Origin of the sequence: Cryptosporangium japonicum, from assembly GCF_039524755.1 — a bacterium.
Classification (GTDB): Bacteria; Actinomycetota; Actinomycetes; order Mycobacteriales; family Cryptosporangiaceae; genus Cryptosporangium; species Cryptosporangium japonicum.
The window spans coordinates 325,606-345,939 of the sequence record NZ_BAAAGX010000007.1; the positions used below are offsets into that span (position 1 = coordinate 325,606).

At 72.3% G+C, this 20,334-nt stretch carries 19 protein-coding genes; 9 read left to right on the forward strand and 10 right to left on the reverse strand.

The window, feature by feature from the left end:
• Positions 1 to 4: 4 nt before the first annotated feature.
• The gene (locus ABD437_RS09980) at positions 5 to 691 is read right to left on the reverse strand and encodes a FadR/GntR family transcriptional regulator (protein ID WP_344648559.1); all 687 of its coding nucleotides are present in this window, start codon (positions 689 to 691) and stop codon (positions 5 to 7) included.
• Between the two features lie 180 nt (positions 692 to 871).
• On the opposite strand from ABD437_RS09980, the gene ABD437_RS09985 reads away from it, so the two are divergent.
• The 6 genes from ABD437_RS09985 to ABD437_RS10010 are packed head-to-tail and all read left to right on the forward strand — an operon-like array spanning position 872 to position 7,591.
• Entirely contained in the window at positions 872 to 2,158 is a 1,287-nt protein-coding gene (locus ABD437_RS09985) for an enolase C-terminal domain-like protein (RefSeq protein WP_344648484.1), read from the forward strand.
• A 30-nt stretch (positions 2,159 to 2,188) separates the two neighbouring features.
• The gene (locus tag ABD437_RS09990) at positions 2,189 to 3,229 is read left to right on the forward strand and encodes a sugar ABC transporter substrate-binding protein (RefSeq protein WP_344648560.1); all 1,041 of its coding nucleotides are present in this window, start codon (positions 2,189 to 2,191) and stop codon (positions 3,227 to 3,229) included.
• Positions 3,219 to 4,688, forward strand: a complete 1,470-nt coding sequence (locus ABD437_RS09995) for a sugar ABC transporter ATP-binding protein (protein ID WP_344648485.1) — start codon at positions 3,219 to 3,221, stop codon at positions 4,686 to 4,688. Before ABD437_RS09990 ends, ABD437_RS09995 begins: the two co-directional genes overlap by 11 nt.
• Positions 4,678 to 5,706 carry an ABC transporter permease gene (locus ABD437_RS10000; RefSeq protein ID WP_344648486.1) on the forward strand — a complete coding sequence of 343 codons (1,029 nt, stop codon included), beginning with the start codon at positions 4,678 to 4,680 and terminating at the stop codon, positions 5,704 to 5,706. The genes ABD437_RS09995 and ABD437_RS10000 overlap by 11 nt, the downstream gene beginning before the upstream one ends.
• Positions 5,703 to 6,596, forward strand: coding sequence for an aldo/keto reductase (locus tag ABD437_RS10005; protein ID WP_344648487.1), 894 nt, complete (start codon positions 5,703 to 5,705; stop codon positions 6,594 to 6,596). The genes ABD437_RS10000 and ABD437_RS10005 overlap by 4 nt, the downstream gene beginning before the upstream one ends.
• 11 nt (positions 6,597 to 6,607) lie before the next feature.
• Positions 6,608 to 7,591, forward strand: a complete 984-nt coding sequence (locus ABD437_RS10010; protein WP_344648488.1) for a DUF3500 domain-containing protein — start codon at positions 6,608 to 6,610, stop codon at positions 7,589 to 7,591.
• An 8-nt stretch (positions 7,592 to 7,599) separates the two neighbouring features.
• Here ABD437_RS10010 and ABD437_RS10015 read toward each other — a convergent pair whose 3' ends face one another.
• Together ABD437_RS10015 and ABD437_RS10020 are read right to left on the reverse strand one after the other, a co-directional pair.
• Complete coding sequence (locus ABD437_RS10015) at positions 7,600 to 7,935, reverse strand: hypothetical protein (protein ID WP_344648489.1); 336 nt, start codon at positions 7,933 to 7,935, stop codon at positions 7,600 to 7,602.
• A gap of 68 nt (positions 7,936 to 8,003) precedes the next feature.
• On the reverse strand, positions 8,004 to 8,861 hold the full coding sequence (locus ABD437_RS10020; protein ID WP_344648561.1) for an LLM class F420-dependent oxidoreductase: 858 nt from the start codon (positions 8,859 to 8,861) through the stop codon (positions 8,004 to 8,006).
• Positions 8,862 to 8,938: 77 nt separating this feature from the next.
• Here ABD437_RS10020 and ABD437_RS10025 point away from each other — a divergent pair, with 77 nt between their 5' ends.
• A complete protein-coding gene (locus ABD437_RS10025; protein WP_344648490.1) occupies positions 8,939 to 9,610 on the forward strand; it encodes an EthD domain-containing protein in 672 nt (223 codons plus the stop codon).
• Between the two features lie 1,417 nt (positions 9,611 to 11,027).
• Here ABD437_RS10025 and ABD437_RS10030 read toward each other — a convergent pair.
• From ABD437_RS10030 to ABD437_RS10040, 3 genes are all read right to left on the reverse strand, one after another.
• Positions 11,028 to 11,288 carry a hypothetical protein gene (locus tag ABD437_RS10030; RefSeq protein ID WP_344648491.1) on the reverse strand — a complete coding sequence of 87 codons (261 nt, stop codon included), beginning with the start codon at positions 11,286 to 11,288 and terminating at the stop codon, positions 11,028 to 11,030.
• A 90-nt stretch (positions 11,289 to 11,378) separates the two neighbouring features.
• Entirely contained in the window at positions 11,379 to 12,851 is a 1,473-nt protein-coding gene (locus ABD437_RS10035) for an FAD-binding protein (protein ID WP_425558128.1), read from the reverse strand.
• A 25-nt stretch (positions 12,852 to 12,876) separates the two neighbouring features.
• Positions 12,877 to 14,205, reverse strand: coding sequence for a cytochrome P450 (locus ABD437_RS10040; protein WP_344648493.1), 1,329 nt, complete (start codon positions 14,203 to 14,205; stop codon positions 12,877 to 12,879).
• 74 nt (positions 14,206 to 14,279) lie between these two features.
• Here ABD437_RS10040 and ABD437_RS10045 point away from each other — a divergent pair, with 74 nt between their 5' ends.
• Entirely contained in the window at positions 14,280 to 14,879 is a 600-nt protein-coding gene (locus ABD437_RS10045) for a TetR/AcrR family transcriptional regulator (protein WP_344648494.1), read from the forward strand.
• A gap of 55 nt (positions 14,880 to 14,934) precedes the next feature.
• Here ABD437_RS10045 and ABD437_RS10050 read toward each other — a convergent pair whose 3' ends face one another.
• The gene (locus ABD437_RS10050; protein ID WP_344648495.1) at positions 14,935 to 16,305 is read right to left on the reverse strand and encodes an L-serine ammonia-lyase; all 1,371 of its coding nucleotides are present in this window, start codon (positions 16,303 to 16,305) and stop codon (positions 14,935 to 14,937) included.
• 27 nt (positions 16,306 to 16,332) lie between these two features.
• Between ABD437_RS10050 and ABD437_RS10055 the strand changes: the two genes are divergently transcribed.
• A complete protein-coding gene (locus ABD437_RS10055; protein WP_344648496.1) occupies positions 16,333 to 17,001 on the forward strand; it encodes a GntR family transcriptional regulator in 669 nt (222 codons plus the stop codon).
• Here the strand turns inward: ABD437_RS10055 and ABD437_RS10060 are convergent.
• Genes ABD437_RS10060 through ABD437_RS10070 form a run of 3 tightly spaced genes read right to left on the reverse strand, consistent with a single transcriptional unit; the run spans position 16,994 to position 20,326 of the window.
• Positions 16,994 to 17,422: a sarcosine oxidase subunit gamma gene (locus ABD437_RS10060; RefSeq protein ID WP_344648497.1), complete on the reverse strand. Its 429-nt coding sequence runs from the start codon at positions 17,420 to 17,422 to the stop codon at positions 16,994 to 16,996. The genes ABD437_RS10055 and ABD437_RS10060 overlap by 8 nt on opposite strands.
• A complete protein-coding gene (locus tag ABD437_RS10065) occupies positions 17,415 to 20,096 on the reverse strand; it encodes an FAD-dependent oxidoreductase (protein ID WP_344648562.1) in 2,682 nt (893 codons plus the stop codon). Before ABD437_RS10065 ends, ABD437_RS10060 begins: the two co-directional genes overlap by 8 nt.
• Positions 20,081 to 20,326, reverse strand: coding sequence for a sarcosine oxidase subunit delta (locus ABD437_RS10070; RefSeq protein WP_344648498.1), 246 nt, complete (start codon positions 20,324 to 20,326; stop codon positions 20,081 to 20,083). The genes ABD437_RS10065 and ABD437_RS10070 overlap by 16 nt, the downstream gene beginning before the upstream one ends.
• Positions 20,327 to 20,334 lie beyond the last annotated feature (8 nt).

Below are 20,334 nucleotides of genomic sequence, written 5' to 3' on the forward strand. Positions count from 1 at the left end.
GCGATCAGCGGCCCTCGGCGAGCGTGTGGCGCAGCCAGCGGGCCGACGAGCTCACGTGCAGCAGCGCCGCCGCTCTGGCCAGCTCGGGGTCGCCGCTGGCCAGCGCGTCGTAGATCGCCTGGTGCTCGGCGAGCGTGTTCGCGGCCGCGTCCGCGCTCAGCAGCCCGCGCCACACCCGCGCCCGCGCGGTGCGCCCCGACAACCCGTCGAGCACCGACGTCAGCGACTGGTTGCCGGTGGCCGCGACCACGGTCCGGTGGAAGTCCATGTCGTGACGCACGAGTTCTTCGGCGTCGGACGCCGCCGCGCGCATCCGCCCGAGGAGGAACTCCAGCTCGGCGAGCTGGTCCGGGGTGATGCGCAGCGCGGCCGCGGACGTCGCGGCCGGCTCGAGCATCGACCGGATCTCCATGACCTCCAGCAGCGTGTCGTCACGCAGCAGGTCCACGGCCGAGCCCAGCCCGGCCAGCAGCAGGTCCGGCGCCAGGCTGGTGACGTACGTGCCGTCCCCGGGGCGCGCGTCGAGCACCCGCGCGAACTGCAGCGCCTTCACCGCTTCGCGCATCGAGTTGCGTGAGATGCCCAGCTCGGCCGCGAGCTGGTTCTCCGGCGGCAACCGGCTACCCGGCGCGAGGTCGCCGGACTGGATCAGCCCGCGGATCCGGGTGATCGCGTCGTCGGTCAGCGACAGCTCCCCCACCTCCAAACATCCCAGGGTTCAACCGTCGTCGACCAACCTAGAGCAAAAGAACGGCGCGAAACAGTTCCATCGCTCCGAGCGATGGTGTAAACCTCGGATGGCTCGCCGCTACCTGAGAGGCCGGTCACGCACCAAAGGCCGTGTTTCCAGAAATCGCTCGGAGGATTGCCTGTGACAGCCACGTTCACCGAGGTGGACGCGCACGACGTGCGCTTCCCCACGTCCCGCTTCCTCGACGGCTCCGACGCGATGAACCCGTTCCCCGACTACTCGGCCGCGTACGTGGTGCTGCGGACCAGCGACGGCGAGGAGGGCCACTCGCTCGTCTTCACCGTCGGCCGGGGCAACGACGTGGAGGTCGCGGCGATCCGCGCGCTCGCGTCGCTGGTGATCGGGCTCGAGGTGGACGACGTCCTGGCCGACCTCGGCGGGTTCTCGCGCCGGCTCGCCGGCGACAGCCAGTTCCGCTGGCTCGGCCCCGACAAGGGCGTGATCGGCATGGCGGCCGGCGCCCTGGTCAACGCGGCCTGGGACCTGCGGGCCCGGCGCGCGGGCAAGCCGCTCTGGCAGCTGCTCGCGGACCTCTCCCCCGCCGAGCTCGTCCGGCTGGTCGACTTCCGCTACCTGCGCGACGCGCTGACCGAGGAGGAGGCGCTGGCGATCCTGGCCCGGCCCGGCCGGGAGGAACGCGCGGCCCGGCTCCTCCGCGACGGCTACCCCGCCTACACCACCACCCCGGGCTGGCTCGGCTACGACGACGAGAAGCTCGCCCGCCTCTCCAAGGAGGCCGTCGCCGACGGGTTCGCGATGATCAAGCTCAAGGTCGGCGGCGACCGGGAGGCCGACCGGCGGCGCCTGAGCATCGCCCGCGACGCCGTGGGGCCCGACCTGCCGATCGCCGTCGACGCCAACCAGGTGTGGGGCGTCGGCGAGGCGATCGAGTGGATGGCCGAGCTCGCGCCGTACCGTCCCTACTGGATCGAAGAGCCCACGTTCCCCGACGACGTCCTCGGCCACGCCCGCATCCGCGAGGCCGTCCACCCGATCCGGGTGGCCACCGGCGAGCACGGTGCCAACCCGGTGCTGTTCAAGCAGCTGCTCCAGGCCGGCGCCGTCGACGTCGTCCAGATCGACGCGACCCGGGTCGGCGGCATCAACGACAACGTCGCGATCCTCCTGCTGGCCGCGAAGTTCGGCGTGCCGGTGTGCCCGCACGCCGGTGGCGTCGGGCTCTGCGAGATGGTGCAGCACCTCGCGATGTTCGACTTCGTGGCGGTCAGCGGCACCCAGGACGACCGGATGATCGAGTACGTCGACCACCTGCACCAGCACTTCGTCGATCCGGTGGAGATCCGCGGCGGGCGCTACGTCGCCCCGCGTGCTCCCGGCATCGGCGCCCGCATCCTCGAGTCCTCGCTCACCCAGTTCACCTATCCCGATGGCCCCGCCTGGACCTGATCGCACCCGACGAAGGAGTCACCCGTGCGAATGCTTCGTCTCTTAGCCGTCGCCGCCGCCGCGACCGTGCTCGCCGCTTGCAACTCCGCGGGCGGCGGAACGAGCACCGATCCCGTCATCGGCTCGGACTACCCCCGATCGGACACCGACTTCTGGAACGCCTACGTGCGCTACAGCCCGCAGGAAGCGTCGAAGCTGGGCATCAAGAATCTCAAGACCACCAACTCGGAGAACGACGTCGCGAAGCTCACCGCGAACGTCCAGACGCTGCTCAGTCAGGGCGCCAAGGGCATCGTGATGGCCCCGCAGGACACCGCGGCCGTGGCCCCGACGCTCCAGCAGCTGGAGTCGAAGGAGATCCCGGTCGTCACGATCGACACCCGGCCCGACACCGGCAACGTGTTCATGGTCGTGCGCGCCGACAACCGCGCCTACGGCGAGAAGGCCTGCCAGTTCCTCGGCACGAAGCTGCAGGGCAAGGGCAAGGTCGTCGAGCTGATGGGTGACGTGGCCTCGATCAACGGCCGGGACCGCACCGAGGCCTTCGACGAGTGCATGAAGAAGAACTTCCCCGGCATCACGGTGTTCGCCGAACCGTCGAAGTGGGACGGTGCCACCGCGGCCAACCAGCTCCAGACGCGGCTGGCCGCGCACCCCGACATCAAGGGCATCTACATGCAGGCGAGCTTCGCGCTCTCCGGCACGCTCCAGGTGCTCAAGCAACGCAACCTGCTGGTGGCCCCGGAGGACCCCAAGCACGTCTTCATCGTCTCCAACGACGGCATCCCCGAGGAGCTCAAGGACATCGAGGCCGGTCAGATCGACGCCACGGTCTCCCAGCCGGCCGACCTGTACGCGAAGTACGGCCTCTACTACGTGCAGCAGGCGATCGCCGGCAAGACGTTCCAGCCCGGCCCGACCGACCACGACAGCACGATCATCAAGGTCCGCGACGGGGTGCTCGAGGACCAGCTGGCCGCGCCGCTGGTGACCCGCGACGGCGCCACGATCGCGGGCGAGAAGACGCTGAAGTTCGACGACAAGACGCTCTGGGGCAACAGTGTTAGTTGAGGCCGCCGGGATCACGAAGCGCTACGGCACCACCGTGGCGCTCCGTGACGCCGGGCTCGTCGTGCGGGCCGGCGCCACGCATGCCCTGGTGGGCCGCAACGGCGCCGGCAAGTCGACGCTGGTCAGCATCCTGACCGGGCTCCAGGCCCCGGACTCCGGAACGGTGCGGTTCTCGGGTGAGCCCGCCCCGGCGCTGGCCGACCGGGACGCGTGGCGGCAGCGCGTCGCCTGCGTCTACCAGAAGTCGACGATCATCCCGACGCTGACGGTCGCGGAGAACCTGTTCCTCAACCGGCAGCCGGGCCGCCTGATCCGCTGGCCGGCGCTGCGCCGCGACGCCGCCGAGCTGCTCGCCACCTGGGACGTCGACGTCGACGTGACCCGGCCGGCCGGCGAGCTCACGGTCGAGCAGCGCCAGCTCGTCGAGATCGCGCGGGCGCTCTCCTACGACGCCCGGTTCATCATCCTGGACGAGCCGACCGCGCAGCTGGACGGCCCGGCGATCAACCGGCTGTTCGACCGCATGCGCGGCCTGCAGCAGCGCGGCATCACGTTCCTGTTCATCAGCCACCACCTGGAGGAGATCTACCGGGTCTGCGACGAGGTGACGGTGTTCCGCGACGCGCAGCACATCGTCACCGCGAAGGTCTCGGAGGTGGCGCCGGCCGACCTGGTCGCGGCGATGACCGGCGACGCGACGTCGCTCACCGAGCGGCCGTCGCGCCCTCCGCTGCCCGAGGACACCCCGGCCGTGCTGGCGGTCCGCGACCTCGACGGCGTCTCGTTCACCGTCCGGGCCGGTGAGGTCGTCGGTCTCGCCGGGGGCGGCGGCAGCGGCAAACGGGAGATCGCCGAGACCGTGGTCGGGCTCCGGCGCGCCGCGGCCGGCACGATCGAGGTGTCGGGCCGCCCGCTCAAGCCGGGCAGCGTGCCGGCCTCGCTCGCCGCCGGTGTCGGCCTCGTTCCCCAGGACCGGCACACCGAGGGCTTCGTGCCCGACCTGTCGATCGCCGAGAACCTCACGATGACGATCCCCCGCCGCCTCGGCCGGTTCGGGACGATCTCCCGCACGCGGCGCGACCGGGTCGCCGCCGCGCTCATCGAGGATCTCGCGGTCAAGACCCCGGGCCCCGAGCTGCCGGTCTCCGCGCTCTCCGGCGGCAACCAGCAGAAGGTGGTGATGGGCCGGGCGCTGGCCAACGACCCGACGCTGCTGGTGCTGATCCAGCCGACGGCCGGCGTCGACGTCCGTTCGAAGGAGACGCTGCTCGGTGTCGTCGACCGGGTGCGCGAGGGCGGCGCGGGGGTGCTCGTCGCGTCCGACGAACTCGACGACCTGCGCACCTGCGACCGCGTGCTGGTCCTGTTCCAGGGCCGGCAGGTGGCCGAGTTCGGCAGCGACTGGAGCGACCACGACCTGGTCGCCGCGATGGAAGGGCTAGGCCTCGATGACGAGTGACACGTCCACCTCGGCTCCCGTGGCCGCCCCGAGCGCGCCCGGCGGCGCCACCCGCCGGCTGCAGCTCGCCCGGCTGCGTGACCTCGCGCTGGTGCCCGCGATCATCGTGATCGCGATCGTGGGCTACTTCGTGAACCCGGTCTTCCTCAGCTCCACCAACCTGGTCAACATCCTGCAGACGATGGCCGAGATCGGGCTGCTCGTGCTGGCCCAGACCCTGGTGCTGATCGCCGGCAAGATGGACCTGTCGCTGGAGTCGACGTTCGGCCTCGCCCCGGGCCTGGCCGCCTGGCTGGTCGTCGAGCCCGGCGTCACCCATGGTCTCGGCGCGGTGCCCGGCTGGGCCGGGGTGCCGATCACGCTCGCCGCCGGTGCGGTGATCGGCCTGATCAACGGGTTGCTGATCGTCCGGTTCCGGCTGCACGGCTTCGTCGTGACGCTCGGTATGCTGATCGTGCTGCGCGGTCTGCTCACCGGCATCTCCGGCGGCCAGACGTTCTTCGGGCTGCCGCCGTCGATGATGTACCTCGGTTCCACCGTCTGGCTCGGTGTCCCGGTGAGCGTCTACGTCTGTTTCGCGTTGTTCGCGGTCGGCATCGCCGCGCTCGGCTACACCCGCGCCGGGCGCTCGCTCTACGCGATCGGCGGCAACCCCGACGCGGCCCGCGCCGCCGGTATCCGCACCGACCGCGTTCTCTGGATCGTGCTGGTCCTGGCCAGCGTGCTGGCCGCCCTGGGCGGGCTCATGCTGTCCGGCCGGCTGGCCTCGGTGGCCGCGGCGCAGGGCAACGGCGCGATCTTCACGGTCTTCGCCGCCGCGGTGATCGGCGGCGTCAGCCTCAACGGCGGCAAGGGCACGGTGTTCGGCGCGTTCACCGGCATCCTGCTGCTCTACGTCATCCAGAACGTGCTGACGCTCGCGGGCGTGCCGGCCCAGTGGATCGCCGCGCTCAACGGCGCGATCATCCTCTGCGCGCTGATCATCTCGCGCATCACCAGCGGCCGGGCCCAGGAATGAGCGCGCTCGCGCTGGGCGCGGCCGCGCTGGGAGGTGAGTACGGACCGATCGACCCCGGGGTCGCGCGCGCCACCGTCCGCGCCGCCCTCGACGAGGGCATCACGCTCATCGACACCTCGCCGTACTACGGCCGCACCACCTCCGAGTCGGTGCTCGGCGAGGCGCTGCGCGGGGTTCCCCGGGACTCCTACCGGCTGGCCACCAAGGTCGGGCGCTACGACGTCGACGAGTTCGACTTCAGCGCCGCGCGGGTCGTGCGCAGCGTCGAGGAGAGCCTGCGGCGGTTGCGCACCGACCACGTCGAGGTGATCCAGTGCCACGACATCGAGTTCGGCAACCTCGAGCAGATCGTCGAGGAGACCGTGCCCGCGTTGCGCGGCCTGCAGGAGAAAGGACTGGTGGGCGCGGTCGGCATCACCGGGTACCCGCTGGCCGCGCTGGTCTCGGTCGCCGGGCGCGTGCCCGTCGACACGGTGCTCTCCTACTGCCACTACACCCTGCAGAATTCGACGCTCGGCGAGCGCCTGCCGTTCTTCGCCGAGCGTGGCGTCGAGGTGCTGAACGCGTCGCCGTTGAGCATGGGGCTGCTCACCGACGCCGGGCCGCCGGACTGGCACCCGGCCCCGGCGGCGGTGCGTGCCGCCTGCGCCGAGGCCGCCGCGCACTGCCGGGCCCGGGGCTCGACGATCGTCGAACTGGCGCTGCGTTTCGCGGTGCGGTTGCCCGGCGTGACCTCGACGATCGTCGGCGCCGCCGACCCGGAGTCGGTGCGCCGGAACGTCCGGTCGGCCGCCGGGCCGCTCGACGAGCAGTTGCTCAGCGAGGTGCGTGCCGTGCTGGCCGGGGTACACGATGTGGATTGGCCGGTGGGTCTCGCGCAGAATAGGTGACCGTGCAACGCATGGTGATCGCCGCGAAGGACTGGCTCGGTTCGCTCGACGACGCGCAACGGGCCGAGGCGGTGCTGCCGTGGCCCTCCGAGGAGGACCGCCACCGGTGGTACTACACGCCGGTGGACCACGGTGGGCTGCCGCTCGGCCGGATGAGCGCGGCGCAGCAGAGCCTGGCGATGCGGTTGCTCGCCACCGGTCTGTCCGAGGCCGGGTACGTGACCGCGTCGACGATCATCAGCCTGGAGAACCTGCTCGACCGCGTCGAGGGGTGGCAGGTCGCGCGGGGCTCGTCGCGCCGGCGCGACCCGCAGCGGTACTGGGTGCGCGTGTTCGGCGAGCCGGGTGGGTCGGGGCCGTGGTCGTGGCGCTTCGGCGGCCACCACGTGTCGATCCACCACCTGATCGTCGACGGCGCGGTGCGGGCCAGCTCGCCGTGTTTCCTCGGGGCCGACCCGGCCGACGCGCCGCTGCTCGGGGGGCACCGGTTACGCCCGCTCGGCGCGGCCGAGGACCTCGCCCGCGACCTCGTGCGCTCGCTCGACGAGGAGCAGTTCGCGCACGCGCTGCTCACCACCGTGGCGCCGGACGACATCGTCAGCCGCAACCAGCCGCGGGTGCGCTTCGCCGGCGCCGATCCGCTCAGCCTCACCCCGTTCGCCAAGGGTGTGCCCGCGGTGGTGTTGTCGGAGTCGCAGCGGGAGGCGCTGCGCGCCGTGCTGGGCGTGTTCCTCGACCGCATCCCGGCCGAGCTGGCCGAGCGGGAAGCGGCCAAGTTCGCCGGTGACCGGCTGAACACGGTGCACTTCGCGTGGGCCGGCGGCACCGAACCCGGCCAGCCGCACTACTACCGCCTGCAGGGCCCCCGCCTGCTCGCCGAGTACGACAACACCCAGCGCGACGTCAACCACATCCACACGGTCTGGCGCGACCCGGAACGCGACTTCGGCGACGACGTCCTCCGGCGGCATCTCGCCGCCCACCACCGCGCCTGACGGTCCGCTCAGCGCACGACCGCGACACCGATCACCGGACTGGCCGCCAGCACCGCGGCGACCACTGCGAACGGCAGCGCGAGCGCCCCCGACACCACCGCGGCCAGTGCCGCACCCGACCCCGGCCGCCGGTGGCGTTCGCAGTCCCGGAGCGCGACCGCTCCGAGCCCGACGCCGCCGAGCGCCGCCACACCGACGACGAGCGCCGCCACACCCGCGGGCAGCGGCGCCACGCCCAGGTACCAGCTCCCGAGGTAGACGGCGCCGAGCACCAGGCCGCCGGCGCCCAGCAGGAGAGCCGTCCGCGACCGGGTGGTGCCGCGGCCCGGCGCCCGCTGAGTCATGTCCCGTCCCTCCGGTGGCCGTCGTCCGCTCCCATCGGCAGCGGAACGGGACATCGGAGGGGCCCGGGTCAGGCGAGTTTCGGGACCGCGGTGGCGAGGAGGTCGATGATCGACGCGCGGTCGGTGATGTCGTGGGCGTAGACGTACTCGGCGGTGAAGCCGAGGTCGCGCATCGCGCTGGCGTGGCGCACGACGTCGTCGGCGGTGGTACTCGGGTCGACGCCGAGGATCGTGGTCTTCTCGATCGTGTCGTAGTCGCGACCCACGTCGTCGCAGTGCCGGCGCAGCACGTCGAGCTTGTGCGTGACGGTCTCGGCGTCACCGGCGATGTTGCATTGGTCGGCGTACTGGGCGACCAGCCGCAACGTCCGCTTCTCGCCCCCACCGCCGATCATGATCGGCGGGCGCGACTGCAGGTTCTGCGGCGAGTTGAGCGTGCGTCCGAGCTGGTAGTAGGTGCCGTCGAACGGCTCCTCGGAGTCCGACCACATCTGCAGGCAGATCCGCAGCGCCTCCTCGAGCCGCTCGAACCGCTCCTTCACCGACGGGAACGCGAACCCGAGGCCGCGCGACTCGTCCTCGTTCCAGGCGGCGCCGATCCCCAGCCCGGCGCGCCCGCCGGTGAGCACGTCGAGCGTCGAGATCTGCTTGGCCAGCAACGCGGGCTCGCGGTAGATGACGCCGGTGACCAGCGTCGAGAGCCGCGCCTTCTCGGTGTGCGCGGCGAGGAACCCGAGCGTGGTGTACGCCTCGAGCATCTCGTGCTCGGCCGGCCCGACACCCTGGATCTGCCAGAAGTGGTCCATGACCGTGATCCGCGTGACGCCGGCGGCCTCGGCCTCCCGCACGTGCTCGGCGAGCGCGCGACGGAGCTGCGCCGGGCCGGAGTCCCAGGTGAAGTCAGCGATGTGCAGTCCGAGTTCGATCATGGACCCGACGCTACGACTTAGAGCGCGCTCGAAGTCAACGCTCCGGGCGCTAGAACAGGTTCTATTCTGGCGGGATGCGGAAGATCATCGTCGCGGTACACCGTCCGAATCCCGGGAAGTCCCTGGTGGCACCCTCCCTGCGCGGGGCGCTCGGAGCGGTCGGGGTCACCGCGCTGCAGGTCAACGTCGACGACGGGCCGGTCGCGGCGGCGTTGCGGTTCGGGCCCGGCGCGCCGGTCACCGCGCTCGTCACCGCGTGGACCGGCGGGGATCCGGGGGCCGTCGTCGCCACCGTGGCGGCCGCCGCCGGTGAGGCGGAGCCGCACGCGTATCGGGTGAGCGAGCGGGTGCGGCTCGATCCCGCGCCGGTGCCGGACGGGGAGCGCGCCGACGTGTTCGCGCAGGTGGCGTTGCTGCGCCGGCCGGCGTCGATGACGCGGGAGCAGTATCTGGAGTACTGGCTGGTGCACCACACGCCGATCGCGATCCGGACGCAGGGCACGGTGGCCTACGTCCAGAACGTGGTCGAGGAGGCGCTGACGCCCACCTCACCGCCGGTCGCGGCGATCGTCGAGGAACACTTCCCGATGGCCGCGCTGACCGACCCGCACGCGTTCTACGGCAGCCGCGGCGACGACACGGAGCTGCGCCGGCGCACCGCGGAGCTGCTGGCCAGTTGCGCGCGTTTCGGCGCCGACCAGGGCCTGGACCTGGTACCCACCAGCCGTTATCGCTGGACGCTCTAGCGGGGCGAGCGCGGCGGCCGGCACGGTTCAGCGGCGGAGCGGACGGCGTCGGTTCCGGGGCGGACGGCGTCGGTTCCGGGGCGGACGGCGTCGGTTCCGGGGCGGACCGCGTCGGTTCCGGGGCGGACCGCGCCGGTTCCGGGGCGGACCGCGCCAGTTCCGGGGCGGACCGCGCCAGTTCCGGGGCGGACCGCGCCAGTTCCGGGGCGGACCGTACCGTGCCAGCTCAGGGGCGGACCGCGCCGGCTCAGGAGCGCAGCGAGCAGTGCTGGTCGGGAGCGCATTGCGTCGACCCGGAGACGGAGCGGACCGCGTCGGCTCAGGAGCGCGGCGAGCAGTGCTGGTGGGGAGCGGGCGGGCCGCGCCGTTCGGAGCGGGGCGTGAACTCGGCGGGTGATGCGCAGCGCGAGGAGGGGCTCGCCAGTGGGGATGCCCGGAGGCCCCGACGCGGGGCCGGATCGGCCTCCACCGTGCCGCCGGAGACCGCGGCCTGTTCACGGGTCCCGTGCCCCGGCGATGCCGCCGCACCTCCGGCTGCCTCGTCGTGGATCTCGACCGACGTCTCGCCGGGCCGGCAGCGGAGCATGATTTGGGGGCGCTCACCCTGGTCGCCGGCGCAGCGCGCGTGGTCGGCCCGGTCGGGCCGCCGCGGCGATTGCGGGACCGTCCTCGCCGGGGTGGCCTGACCCGCCCGGCGTTCAGCGGTGTCCTGCTCGGCCGGGAGCGGCGGCGGTCGCGCTCTTCAGCCTCACCATCGAGCACAGGACCGGCAGGGTGCTCGCCACCGTCGCTCGGCGCGGCCGGCTGATCGCAGCGAAAGCCGCCGCGGCCGGACTCACGTCCTCGGGTTCGACCCAGGCGTCGGTGCGGCCACCCTGGGTCTGCTCGGCCACTCTGGGTCTACTCGGCCACCCTGGGTCTACTCGGCCACCCTGGGCCTTCTCGGCCGCCCTGGATCTGCTCGGCCGCCCTGGATCTGCTCGGCCGCCCTGCGCCTGCTCGGCCGCATCGCGCCGCTGCACTGCGCCGCGTGTCTCCACCCGGCGGTCGGCAATGCGCTGTGCCTCGGCGGCGTCGGGGCGCTGGCGTTTGAGCGCCGGAGTGCTGCTGCGCACCACTGCGGGCACGCTGACGACACTGGTCGGCGGCGCGGTCACACCCGTTCGCGTTCAGCGGCATGAGCCGGCTCGCGGAGCCCCTGGCCACTTGGTCCCCCGGCCGCTACCCCTGAGCGCTCCAACCGAGGCGAGCGCGGCGGGCAGCACCGGATCGAAGGCGGGGCGGGCAGCACCGGATCGAAGCGGGGCGGGCAACGCCGGCTCGGGAACAGGACGGGCCGCCAACTGCTGTCGCGCGGTGACCGGGTGCGCCGTCCCACGCCCGGCGGCGGCCCTCCTGGCGCCGGCGGCCATGGTGTTCAGCCTGCGGCGGCGGTGTTCAGCCAGCGACCGGCCACGAAGTTCAGCCTGTGACCGGCCACGAAGTTCAGCCTGTGACCGGCCACGAAGTTCAGCCTGTGACCGGCCGCGAAGTTCACGGCCACGGTGTTCAGCCTGCGGCGGCGGCGTTCAGCCAGCGCCCTCGTCGTTCGGCCTCTGTGATCCGTGATCAACTGCTCGACCAGCGTGTTCAGCTCGGCACCGGCGGGCCGGCCTACGTAGTGGCTGAGGAAGACCACGATCTCGCGCAGCTGTTCCTCGGCGAGCTCACCGCTCCGGTACGAAGCCGGGAGCCGAAGTCCAGCACCGCCCCGAAATAGAACGTGTTCTCACGCGCAGCCAAGGGCGGCGTGACGTCCGGCGCGCCGGCCGAAGTACGACGCCTCCCCCAGCTGCGTGCCCGAGGCGTACCCGCGGCCGTCGACCGCGATGTTCGACGCGCACGCGCCGGCCGCGTAGGCGCCGGCCACCACCGAGCCGTCGGCCCGCAGCAGCTCGCCGTCCGGCGTCACCCGCAGGCCGCCGCAGCTGAACCCGGAGTAGAAGCAGGCGCCGGGCGTGAGGTCGTAGGCACCCCAGGGGCCCTGGTCGAGCGGGACGACGTACTCCGGCGCCTTGTGGAACTCAGGATCGTGCGGAGCGGCCGCGTTGTAGGCGCCCAGGGTCTCCACCAGCGAACCCGGGGGGACGCCCAGCCCCACCTCCATCTCCGGGATCGTCTCCCAACCGTCGATCAGCGGCTGGAAGCCATAGGCCGGCCGTTCCATCGTCGCCGAGTCGAGGATCAGGTAGGCGGCCTGACCGGGCTGGTCGAACACGTAGGCGGCGACCCGCGAATGGTAGGCGGCCTCGTTCACGAACCGCCGGCCCTCGCGGTTGACGACGATGCCACGTGCGTTCCCCTCGGGCGGGTAGAACGGCGCGGTGAAGAACGCGCCCTCCATGTGGTCGGCCACGCCGCCCACCGACTCGCCGAGCCGGATGCCCAGCCCGTCGTCGTGGGTGTTGCCCAGCGCCATGCCGCGGGCGAACAGCGCGCCGAGCCGGGGCGCGTAGGCCTCGACCATCTCAGGGTTGAGCACGAACCCACCGGCCGCGAGCACGACGCTGCGCGCCCGGACCGCGCCTACCTCGTCGAACCGCCGCCAGGTGGCGCCGACGACCGCGCCCCCGTCGGCCACGTCACCGTCGACCACCAGCCCGGTCGCCCCGGTGTCGTACCGGACCTCCACGCCCAGCGCGTCGAGCCGCTTCAGGGCCAGTTCGACGACGAAGCCGCCGCCGCCCATGTCGCCGGGGAACGGCGGTTTGTGGCCCCGGGGCGCCGGCCGCGCGATCTCGTCGAACGGCCAGCACTTCTCGTTGCCGGTGAACATCAGCCCCTGCGTACCGGGCTGCACCACGGCCTTGTGCGGGTAGTACGAGCGCTCGAACTCGAACCCGAGCGACTCCAGCCAGCCGAAGTGCTCGACGCTGTCGTCGGCGTAGCGGCGGATCTTCTCCTCGTCGCAGGTCGGCGACATCGCGCGCAGGTAGGCGGCCATGTCCTCCGGGGTGTCCTCCCAGCCGGTGGCCTGCTGCACCGGGGTGCCGCCGCCGAGGTAGAAGTGCCCGCCGGCCATCGCGCTGGTGCAGGTCAGGCGTCCGCCGCGGTCGATGACGAGTACCCGGGCTCCGGCGGTGGCCGCGTCGATCGCGGCGCTGACGCCGGCCATGCCCGCCCCGACGACGAGCACGTCGACCTGGTCCGACCACGCGTCCACCGCGTGCGCATCCACCGCCGGCACCGCGTCCACGGGCACCTCCGAGAACTAGAACGAGTTCTCGCTAGGCTAGCGCGATCGGCAGCCCGTCTTTGGGGAACGGGAGGGAGTGGTTGTCCAGCGGCGGCTCGTACGCCGGGTCCACCGTCCACTGGTGCTCACGCAGCAGCCGGTGCACGATCGCCTTCACCTCCAGCCCGGCGAAGTACAGCCCGATGCACTTGTGGACGCCACCGCCGAACGGCTCCCACGCGAACCGGTGCGACCGGTCCTCGCGGCGCTCGGGCGAGAACCGCTCGGGGTCGAACGCCGTCGGGTTGCTCCAGTAGTCCTCCATCAGGTGGGTGAACTGGAGTCCCAGCGCCGCGCTCGTCCCCCGCGGGATGCGCACCCCCTGCACGACGGTGTCCTTGACCGTGTAGCGGACCAGCACCGGCACCGGTGCCCGCAGGCGCAGCGCCTCCTTCATCACCAGGTCGAGCGAGACCAGGCCTTCCAGCTCGGCCATCGTCGGCGCCGGGCCGAGCGCGAGCGACTCCTCCCGGCAGCGCGCCTGCCAGTCCGGGTACTGCCCGAGGTACTGCAGGATCGTCGAGGTCGTGACCGTCGACGTGTCGTGCGCGGCCATCATCAGGAAGATCATGTGGTTGACGACGTCGTCGTCGGAGAAGCGGTCGCCGTCCTCGGTCTCGATGTGGCACAGCACCGAGAAGATGTCGTCGGTCTGCTGGGCGCGCTTGACCGGCAGGTAGTGACGCAGGAACTTCTCCAGCACCTTCCGGCCCCGGTACGCCTTGCCCCAGCGGGTGAACGGCACGTCGGCGCGGACGATGCCGGCGGCGGCCTGGACGCACGCGATGAACGCCTCGTTCACCCGGTCCATCTCGGCCCGGCTGGTGTCCTGCGCGCCGCCCATGAACAGGTCGGCGGCGATGTCGAGGGTGAGCTGCTTGAGCCGCCAGTACGAGGGGAACGCCCGGTCGGTGCCCCAGTCGGCCAGGCCGGTCGCGATGGCCGGGTGCAGCCGGCGCGTGTAGCTCTCCAGCCGGGGCCGGGTGAAGGCCTCCTGCATGATCCGGCGGTGCCCCCGGTGCTCGTCGAAGTCGAGCAGCATCAGGCCGCGGTGGAAGAACGGGCCGACCAGCTGCGACCAGGCCGGGCCGTTGGCGAACGCCTTGTCGCGGTTCTGGAGCGCCTCGCCGCACGCGTCCGGGCCGAGCAGCATCACCGACGTGCGGCCGAGCGCGTACCAGGGCGCGACCGGGCCGTACCGCTCGTAGTGGTGGCGGAACAGACCGACCGGGTCCTTGGCGTAGTCGAGCACCCGCCCGACGAACGGCAGACCGCGGTCGTCTCGTCGCAACGGCGGGATCGGCAGGGCTTCAGCCGTCATTGGCTCACCTCCCCAGGCCGTCCCAGCGTGATTCAGGAAGGGCTCCCTGTCAATTAGCTCGCTAGGATCCGGTCATGGCGGTGCGTGCAGGGGTCTACCGCGGGGTCAGTGCCGCCGACCGGGTCGCCGAGCGCCGCGCCCGGCTGCTCGCGGCCGGGCTGACGGTCTGGGCCGACCCCGGTTCGCGGACGACGATGACCGCGGTCTGCGCCGAGGCGGGCCTGAGCGAGCGGTACTTCTACGAGAGCTTCACCGGGCTCGACGCGCTGCTCGAGGCCGTGATGGACGACATCGCGGCGGAGATCGAGACGACGAGCCGGCGCGCCGCGGAGGCCGCCGAGGGTGGCCCGGCCGAGCGGGTGCACGCCGCCGTGCGCGCGTTCGTGCAGCTCCTGTTCGACGACCCGCGCAAGGGCCGCGTCGCGATCGTCGAGTCGGTGGCCGTGCCGAAGCTCCGGCAGCGCCGCACCGAGCTGCTGCGTGACCTCGCGCACCAGTCCGCGGTCGAGGCCCAGCGGCTGCTCGGCACCCGGGTGGACGAGGTGGCCGGACTGCTGTTCATCGGCGGCATGGCCGAGCTCGTCACCGCCTGGCTGGACGGCACTGTCGACGCGACCGCGGACGAGATCGTCGACGCCGCGTCCCGCGCCCTGCTGGGCCTCTACCGCTCCTGACACGCTCTCGCAGCGCCCGGGGCTGCCGCTGCGGACGACGTCGGTGCCGGTGGGCTCAGCACTCGACGACGTTCAGGGCGAGTCCCCCGCGGGCCGTCTCCTTGTACTTGTCCTTCATGTCGGCGCCGGTCTCGCGCATGGTCTTGATCGCCTTGTCGAGCGTCACGTGGTGCTGCCCGTCGCCGCGCACCGCCATCCGAGCGGCGGTGATCGCCTTCACCGACCCGATCGCGTTGCGCTCGATGCACGGGATCTGCACCAGGCCGCCGACCGGGTCGCAGGTGAGCCCGAGGTTGTGTTCGATGCCGATCTCGGCGGCGTTCTCCACCTGCGCGGGCGTGCCGCCGAGCACCTCGGCGAGCGCGCCGGCCGCCATCGAGCAGGCCGACCCGACCTCGCCCTGGCAGCCGACCTCGGCGCCGGAGATCGACGCGTTCTCCTTGAACAGCAGCCCGATCGCGGCCGCGGTGAGCAGGAAGCGCACCACGCCGTCCTCGTCGTAGGACCCGACGAAGTCACGGTAGTAGTGCAGGACCGCCGGGACGATTCCCGCCGCGCCGTTCGTCGGGGCGGTGACCACCCGGCCCCCGGCGGCGTTCTCCTCGTTGACGGCCAGCGCGTAGAGCGTCACCCACTCCATCGCGCGCAGCGGGTCGGCGTGGTCGCGCTGCTGGTCGAGCTGGATGTACAGCGCGGCGGCCCGGCGCCTGACCTTCAGTCCGCCGGGGAGCACCCCGGGCGTGTGGGTGCCGCGTTCGACGCACTCCTGCATCACCGCCCAGAGGTGCAGCAGGCCGCGGCGGACCTCGTCCTCGGTGCGCCAGGACAGTTCGTTGGCGAGCATGACGTCGCTGATGCGCAGGCCGGTGGCCTCGGTGTGGTCGAGCAGCTCCCGGCCGGTCGTGAACGGGTAGCGCACGGCGGTGGCGTCCTCGACGATCACCGGGCGTCCGGCCTCGTCCTCATCGAGCACGAACCCGCCGCCGACCGAGTAGTACTCGCGCCGGTCGAGCTCGGCGCCGGCCGCGTCGAACGCCAGGAACAGCATGCCGTTGGTGTGGAAGTCCAGCCGCCGACGACGGTGCAGCACCACGTCGTCGAACGAGAACTCGATCGGGTGCTCGCCGGCCAGCGTCAGTTTCCCGGTCTCCCGCACGGCCTCGACGCGGGCGTCGGCGGCCGCCGGGTCGACGAGTTCCGGCCGCTCGCCCTCGAGCCCCAGCAGGACGGCCTTGACACTGCCGTGGCCGTGCCCGGTGGCGCCCAGGGAACCGAACAGCTCGCCTCGCACCCGCGCGACGCGGCCCAGCGTGCCGTTCCCGCGCAGCCGCGACGCGAACGAACACGCCGCTCGCATCGGGCCCACGGTGTGCGAACTGGACGGACCGATCCCCACTGTGAACAGGTCGAAGACACTGATCGTCATGACTTCTGCCTTTGATATATTAGTTTAATGCGTGCTGCGTCGATCTCATTGCCCCCGGCGTCGGCGTCGTTGGCCGACCAGGCCTACTTCGCCCTGCGCGACCGGCTGATCCTACTGGCCATCCGGCCCGGCGAGCCGATCGACGACGGCGAGCTCGCGGTGGAACTCGGCATGGGTCGTACCCCGGTCCGGGAGGCGCTCAAGCGTCTCGAGCAGGACCGGCTGGTCGTCTCGTTCCCCCGCCGGGGCACGTTCGCCACCGCGCTGGACGTCGCCGACCTCGCGCACGTCTCGGAGATCCGGGTGCAGCTCGAGCCGCTGGCGGCGCGCCGGGCGGCCGAGCGGGCGTCGCGGGTGGCGCGCGAGGAGATCCTCGAACTCGCCGGCCTCACCGAAGCACTGGACGTCGAGGGCACCGACCGCACCGAGGTCATGCGCTGGGATCTCTCCGTGCACCGCACGATCTACCGGGCGGCGAACAACCCGCACCTCGAGGACGTGCTGATCCGCTACGACAACCTGGTGACGCGTATCCACTGCGTCTTCCTCGACCGGTTGAAGACCACGGATCTGAACGTCGTCGCCGAGCACGTGGCGCTGCTGTCCGCCATCGCCGAGAGCGACGCCGACCGCGCCGCCGACCTGGCGCGCGAGCACGTGCTCGGCTTCGAACGGGCGATCCGCGCGGTCATCTGAACTCGATCGTCGCGTCGAGGAGCCAGTCGGCCAGGTAGCCCGCGAACGAGGACCGCACGATGATCCGGTACCCGTCGTCGAGGGCGGTCAGGATCACGACCGCCTGAGCCAGCAGCGTCTGCACGCTCGACCCCACCGGGAAGGCCACCGGGTGCAGATCGATCGCGCACCCCTTGGCCAGCACGTCCCGGGCGTGGTCGCCGGTGAGGTACAGCGTGATCCGCTGCGCCGAGACGTCGGTGGCCGACGGGCCGGCGTCGCCGAGCACGAGCCACTCGTCCGGGCCCAGCCGGATGCCCGCGTCCGGTGCCTGGGCGCCACGCACGTTCGCCATCGGCAGGTAGGGATCCACCGTGACCCCGGCGGCGGCGAGCGCGTCCACGCGCGACTCCAGGGCGTGCGTGCGCAGCAGCTCAGCCATCGCGGCGGGCTCCTTCCGGGTCGACCAGCACCGGGCCGGTGACTTCGACGGGGACGAGGGCGCCGTTCACCGGCACCTGCAGGACCTCACCGACCCGCTCCCGCCCGCCCTTGAGCAGCGCGAGCGCGAACGGCCGGCCCAGTTCGGCACTGCGGTAGCTCGACGTGACGTGGCCGAGCATCGCCACCGGTGGCGCCGTGAGTTCCGCGATGATCTGCGAGCCCTCCGGCAGCACGGTCTCGCGGTCCAGCGGCAGCAGGCCGACCAGGTGCTTGCGCCGCGGGTCGAGGTTCGCGGGCCGCGCGAACGAGCGCTTGCCGACGAAGTCCACCTTCTTCTTCGACACGACCCACGACATCCCGAGGTCCTGGGGCGTCACCGTGCCGTCGGTGTCCTGGCCGATGATCGGGTAGCCCTTCTCGGCCCGGAGCACGTGCATCGTCTCGGTGCCGTACGGCGTGATGCCGTACTGCTGCCCGGCGGCCAGCAGCCGCTGCCAGATCGCCACCGCGTACCAGGAGTTGACGTACACCTCGTAGGCCAGCTCGCCGGAGAAGCTGATCCGGGCCAGCCGGACCGGCACCCCGTCCAGCGTGGTCTCCCGGATCGCCATGAACGGAAACGCGTCCCGGCTGACGTCGACGTCCGGGAACACCGCGCCGACGACGTCGCGGGACCGTGGGCCGACGACGGGGAACGTGGCCCAGTGCTCGGTGACCGACGTGCAGTGCACCCGCAGCTCGGGCCACTCGGTCTGGTGCCACTCCTCCATCCAGTCGAGGATCCTGGCCGCGCCGCCGGTCGTCGTCATCACCAGGAAGTGGTCGTCGGCCAGGCGCATCACGGTGCCGTCGTCGATCACCATGCCGTCCACACCGCACAGGACGCCGTAGCGCACCAGGCCGGGCTTCAGGGTGCTCATCAGGTTGGTGTAGAGCCGGTCGAGCAGCACGGCCGCGTCCGGGCCGCGCACGTCGATCTTGCCCAGCGTCGAACCGTCGAGGAGGCCGACGCCGGTGCGTGCCGCGGCGCACTCACGCAGCACCGCGGTCTCCATGTCCTCGCCCGGCCGCGGGTAGTAGCGCGGGCGCTTCCACTGCCCGACGTCCTCGAACACCGCACCGGCGCCGACGTGCCAGTCGTGCAGCGCGGTGTAGCGCTCGGGGTCGAACAGGTGGCCGCGGTCGCGCCCGGCCAGCGCCGCGAACGCCACCGGCGTGTACGGCGGGCGGAACGTGGTGGTGCCGGTGTCGCGCACCGGGACGCCGAGGAGCTCGGCGACGATGCCCGAGGTGAGCACGCCGGACGTCTTGCCCTGGTCGTGCGCGGTGCCGATCGTCGTGAAGCGCTTGACGTGCTCGATCGAGCGCAGCCCGGCGCCGACCGCGTGTTCGATGTCCGCGACGGTGGCGTCGCGCTGCAGGTCGACGAACTGGCGCTCGGCCGGGCCCGGGACGCGCCACAGCGTCATAGCGGGCACGACCTCGCCGGCGGCCGAGCCGATCACCGTGACGCCGTCGAGCGGTTCGCCGGGCACGAACGCGCCGAGCGTCTCGTCGAAGCGGAGCGTGCCGCGGCTCTGGCTGAACAGGTGCACGGCCGGATTCCAGCCGCCGCTGACCAGCAGCAGGTCGCACTGGATCGGGTCGGTGCCGACCATCGCGTGGGTGATCCGGTCCACGCCGCGGGTTCCGGTGACGACGGAGTCGGTCAGCAGCCAGATTCCGGCCTTCTCGCAGGCCTCGGCGGTGCGGGCCGGGACGGCCGTCCGCGCGTCCACGATCGCGCGGACCTTCGCTCCGGCGCGGTGCAGGTCGAACGCGGCGTCGTACGCGCTGTCGTTGGTGGTGAAGACCACCACCTCGCGGCCGGCGAGGACGCCGTAGCGGTGCAGGAACGTGCGTGCCGCGCCGGCCAGCATGATGCCCGGCCGGTCGTTGTCGGCGAACACGATCGGACGCTCGTGCGCTCCGGTCGCGACGACGATGGCCCTCGCGCGCAGCCGCCAGACCCGCTGGCGCGACAGGTGCTTCGGCGCCGCCGCCCCGAGGTGGTCGGTGCGCCGTTCCAGCGCGAGCACGAACCCGTCGTCGTAGCGGCCGAACGCGGTGGTGCGCTGCAGGTGCAGCACGTCGGGGAACGTCGCGAGCTCGGCGACGGCCGCGCCGACCCACGCCGGCCGGGACGGCTCGCCGAGCAGCGATCCCCCGGCCTCGGACTGCTCGTCGACGAGCGCGACGCGCTTCCCCTCGCGGGCCGCGTCCAGCGCCGCGGTCAGCCCGGCCGGGCCGGCGCCGACCACCAGGACGTCGACGTGGTGGTGCCTGGCGTCGTACCGCGCGGAGTCGGGGACGTCGGCCAGCCGGCCCCGGCCCGCGAGCCCCCGGGCCGACAGGCCGTCGTAGAGCTCGACGGTGGTGGCCGGCAGCATCGGCTCCGGGAACGGCTCCTCGATCTGCACCAGGCCGCCGGAGTCCTCGGCCCAGGCGGCGGTGACACCGCGGGGCCGGCCGAGCGTGATGCTGGTGGCGATCGAGTGCCGGCCGGCGGCCAGCAGCGCCGAGGCGAGCGTGTCACCGGGGTGGCCGGTGTAGGTCTCGCCGTCGAACGTGAACGTGAGCGTGCGGCTCCGGTCGATCCGGCCGCCGGTGGTGGTCCTCATCGGCCCTCGAATCGGTAGGTCACGGTGTCGCGCACGGCGTTGAACCAGCGTCGGCAGCCGACCGCGTGGTACCACCGCTCGGCGAACCGGCCCTTCGGGTTGTCGCGGAAGAAGACGTAGTGGGCCCACTGCTCGTCGTCGAGAGCCGCGGGATCCGCGGGGTAGGCCACCCCGGCCTGGCCGCCGTAGGAGAACTCGACCTCTTCGCGGGGGCCGCAGTGGGGGCAGTCGATGAGTTGCATGCTCGGCT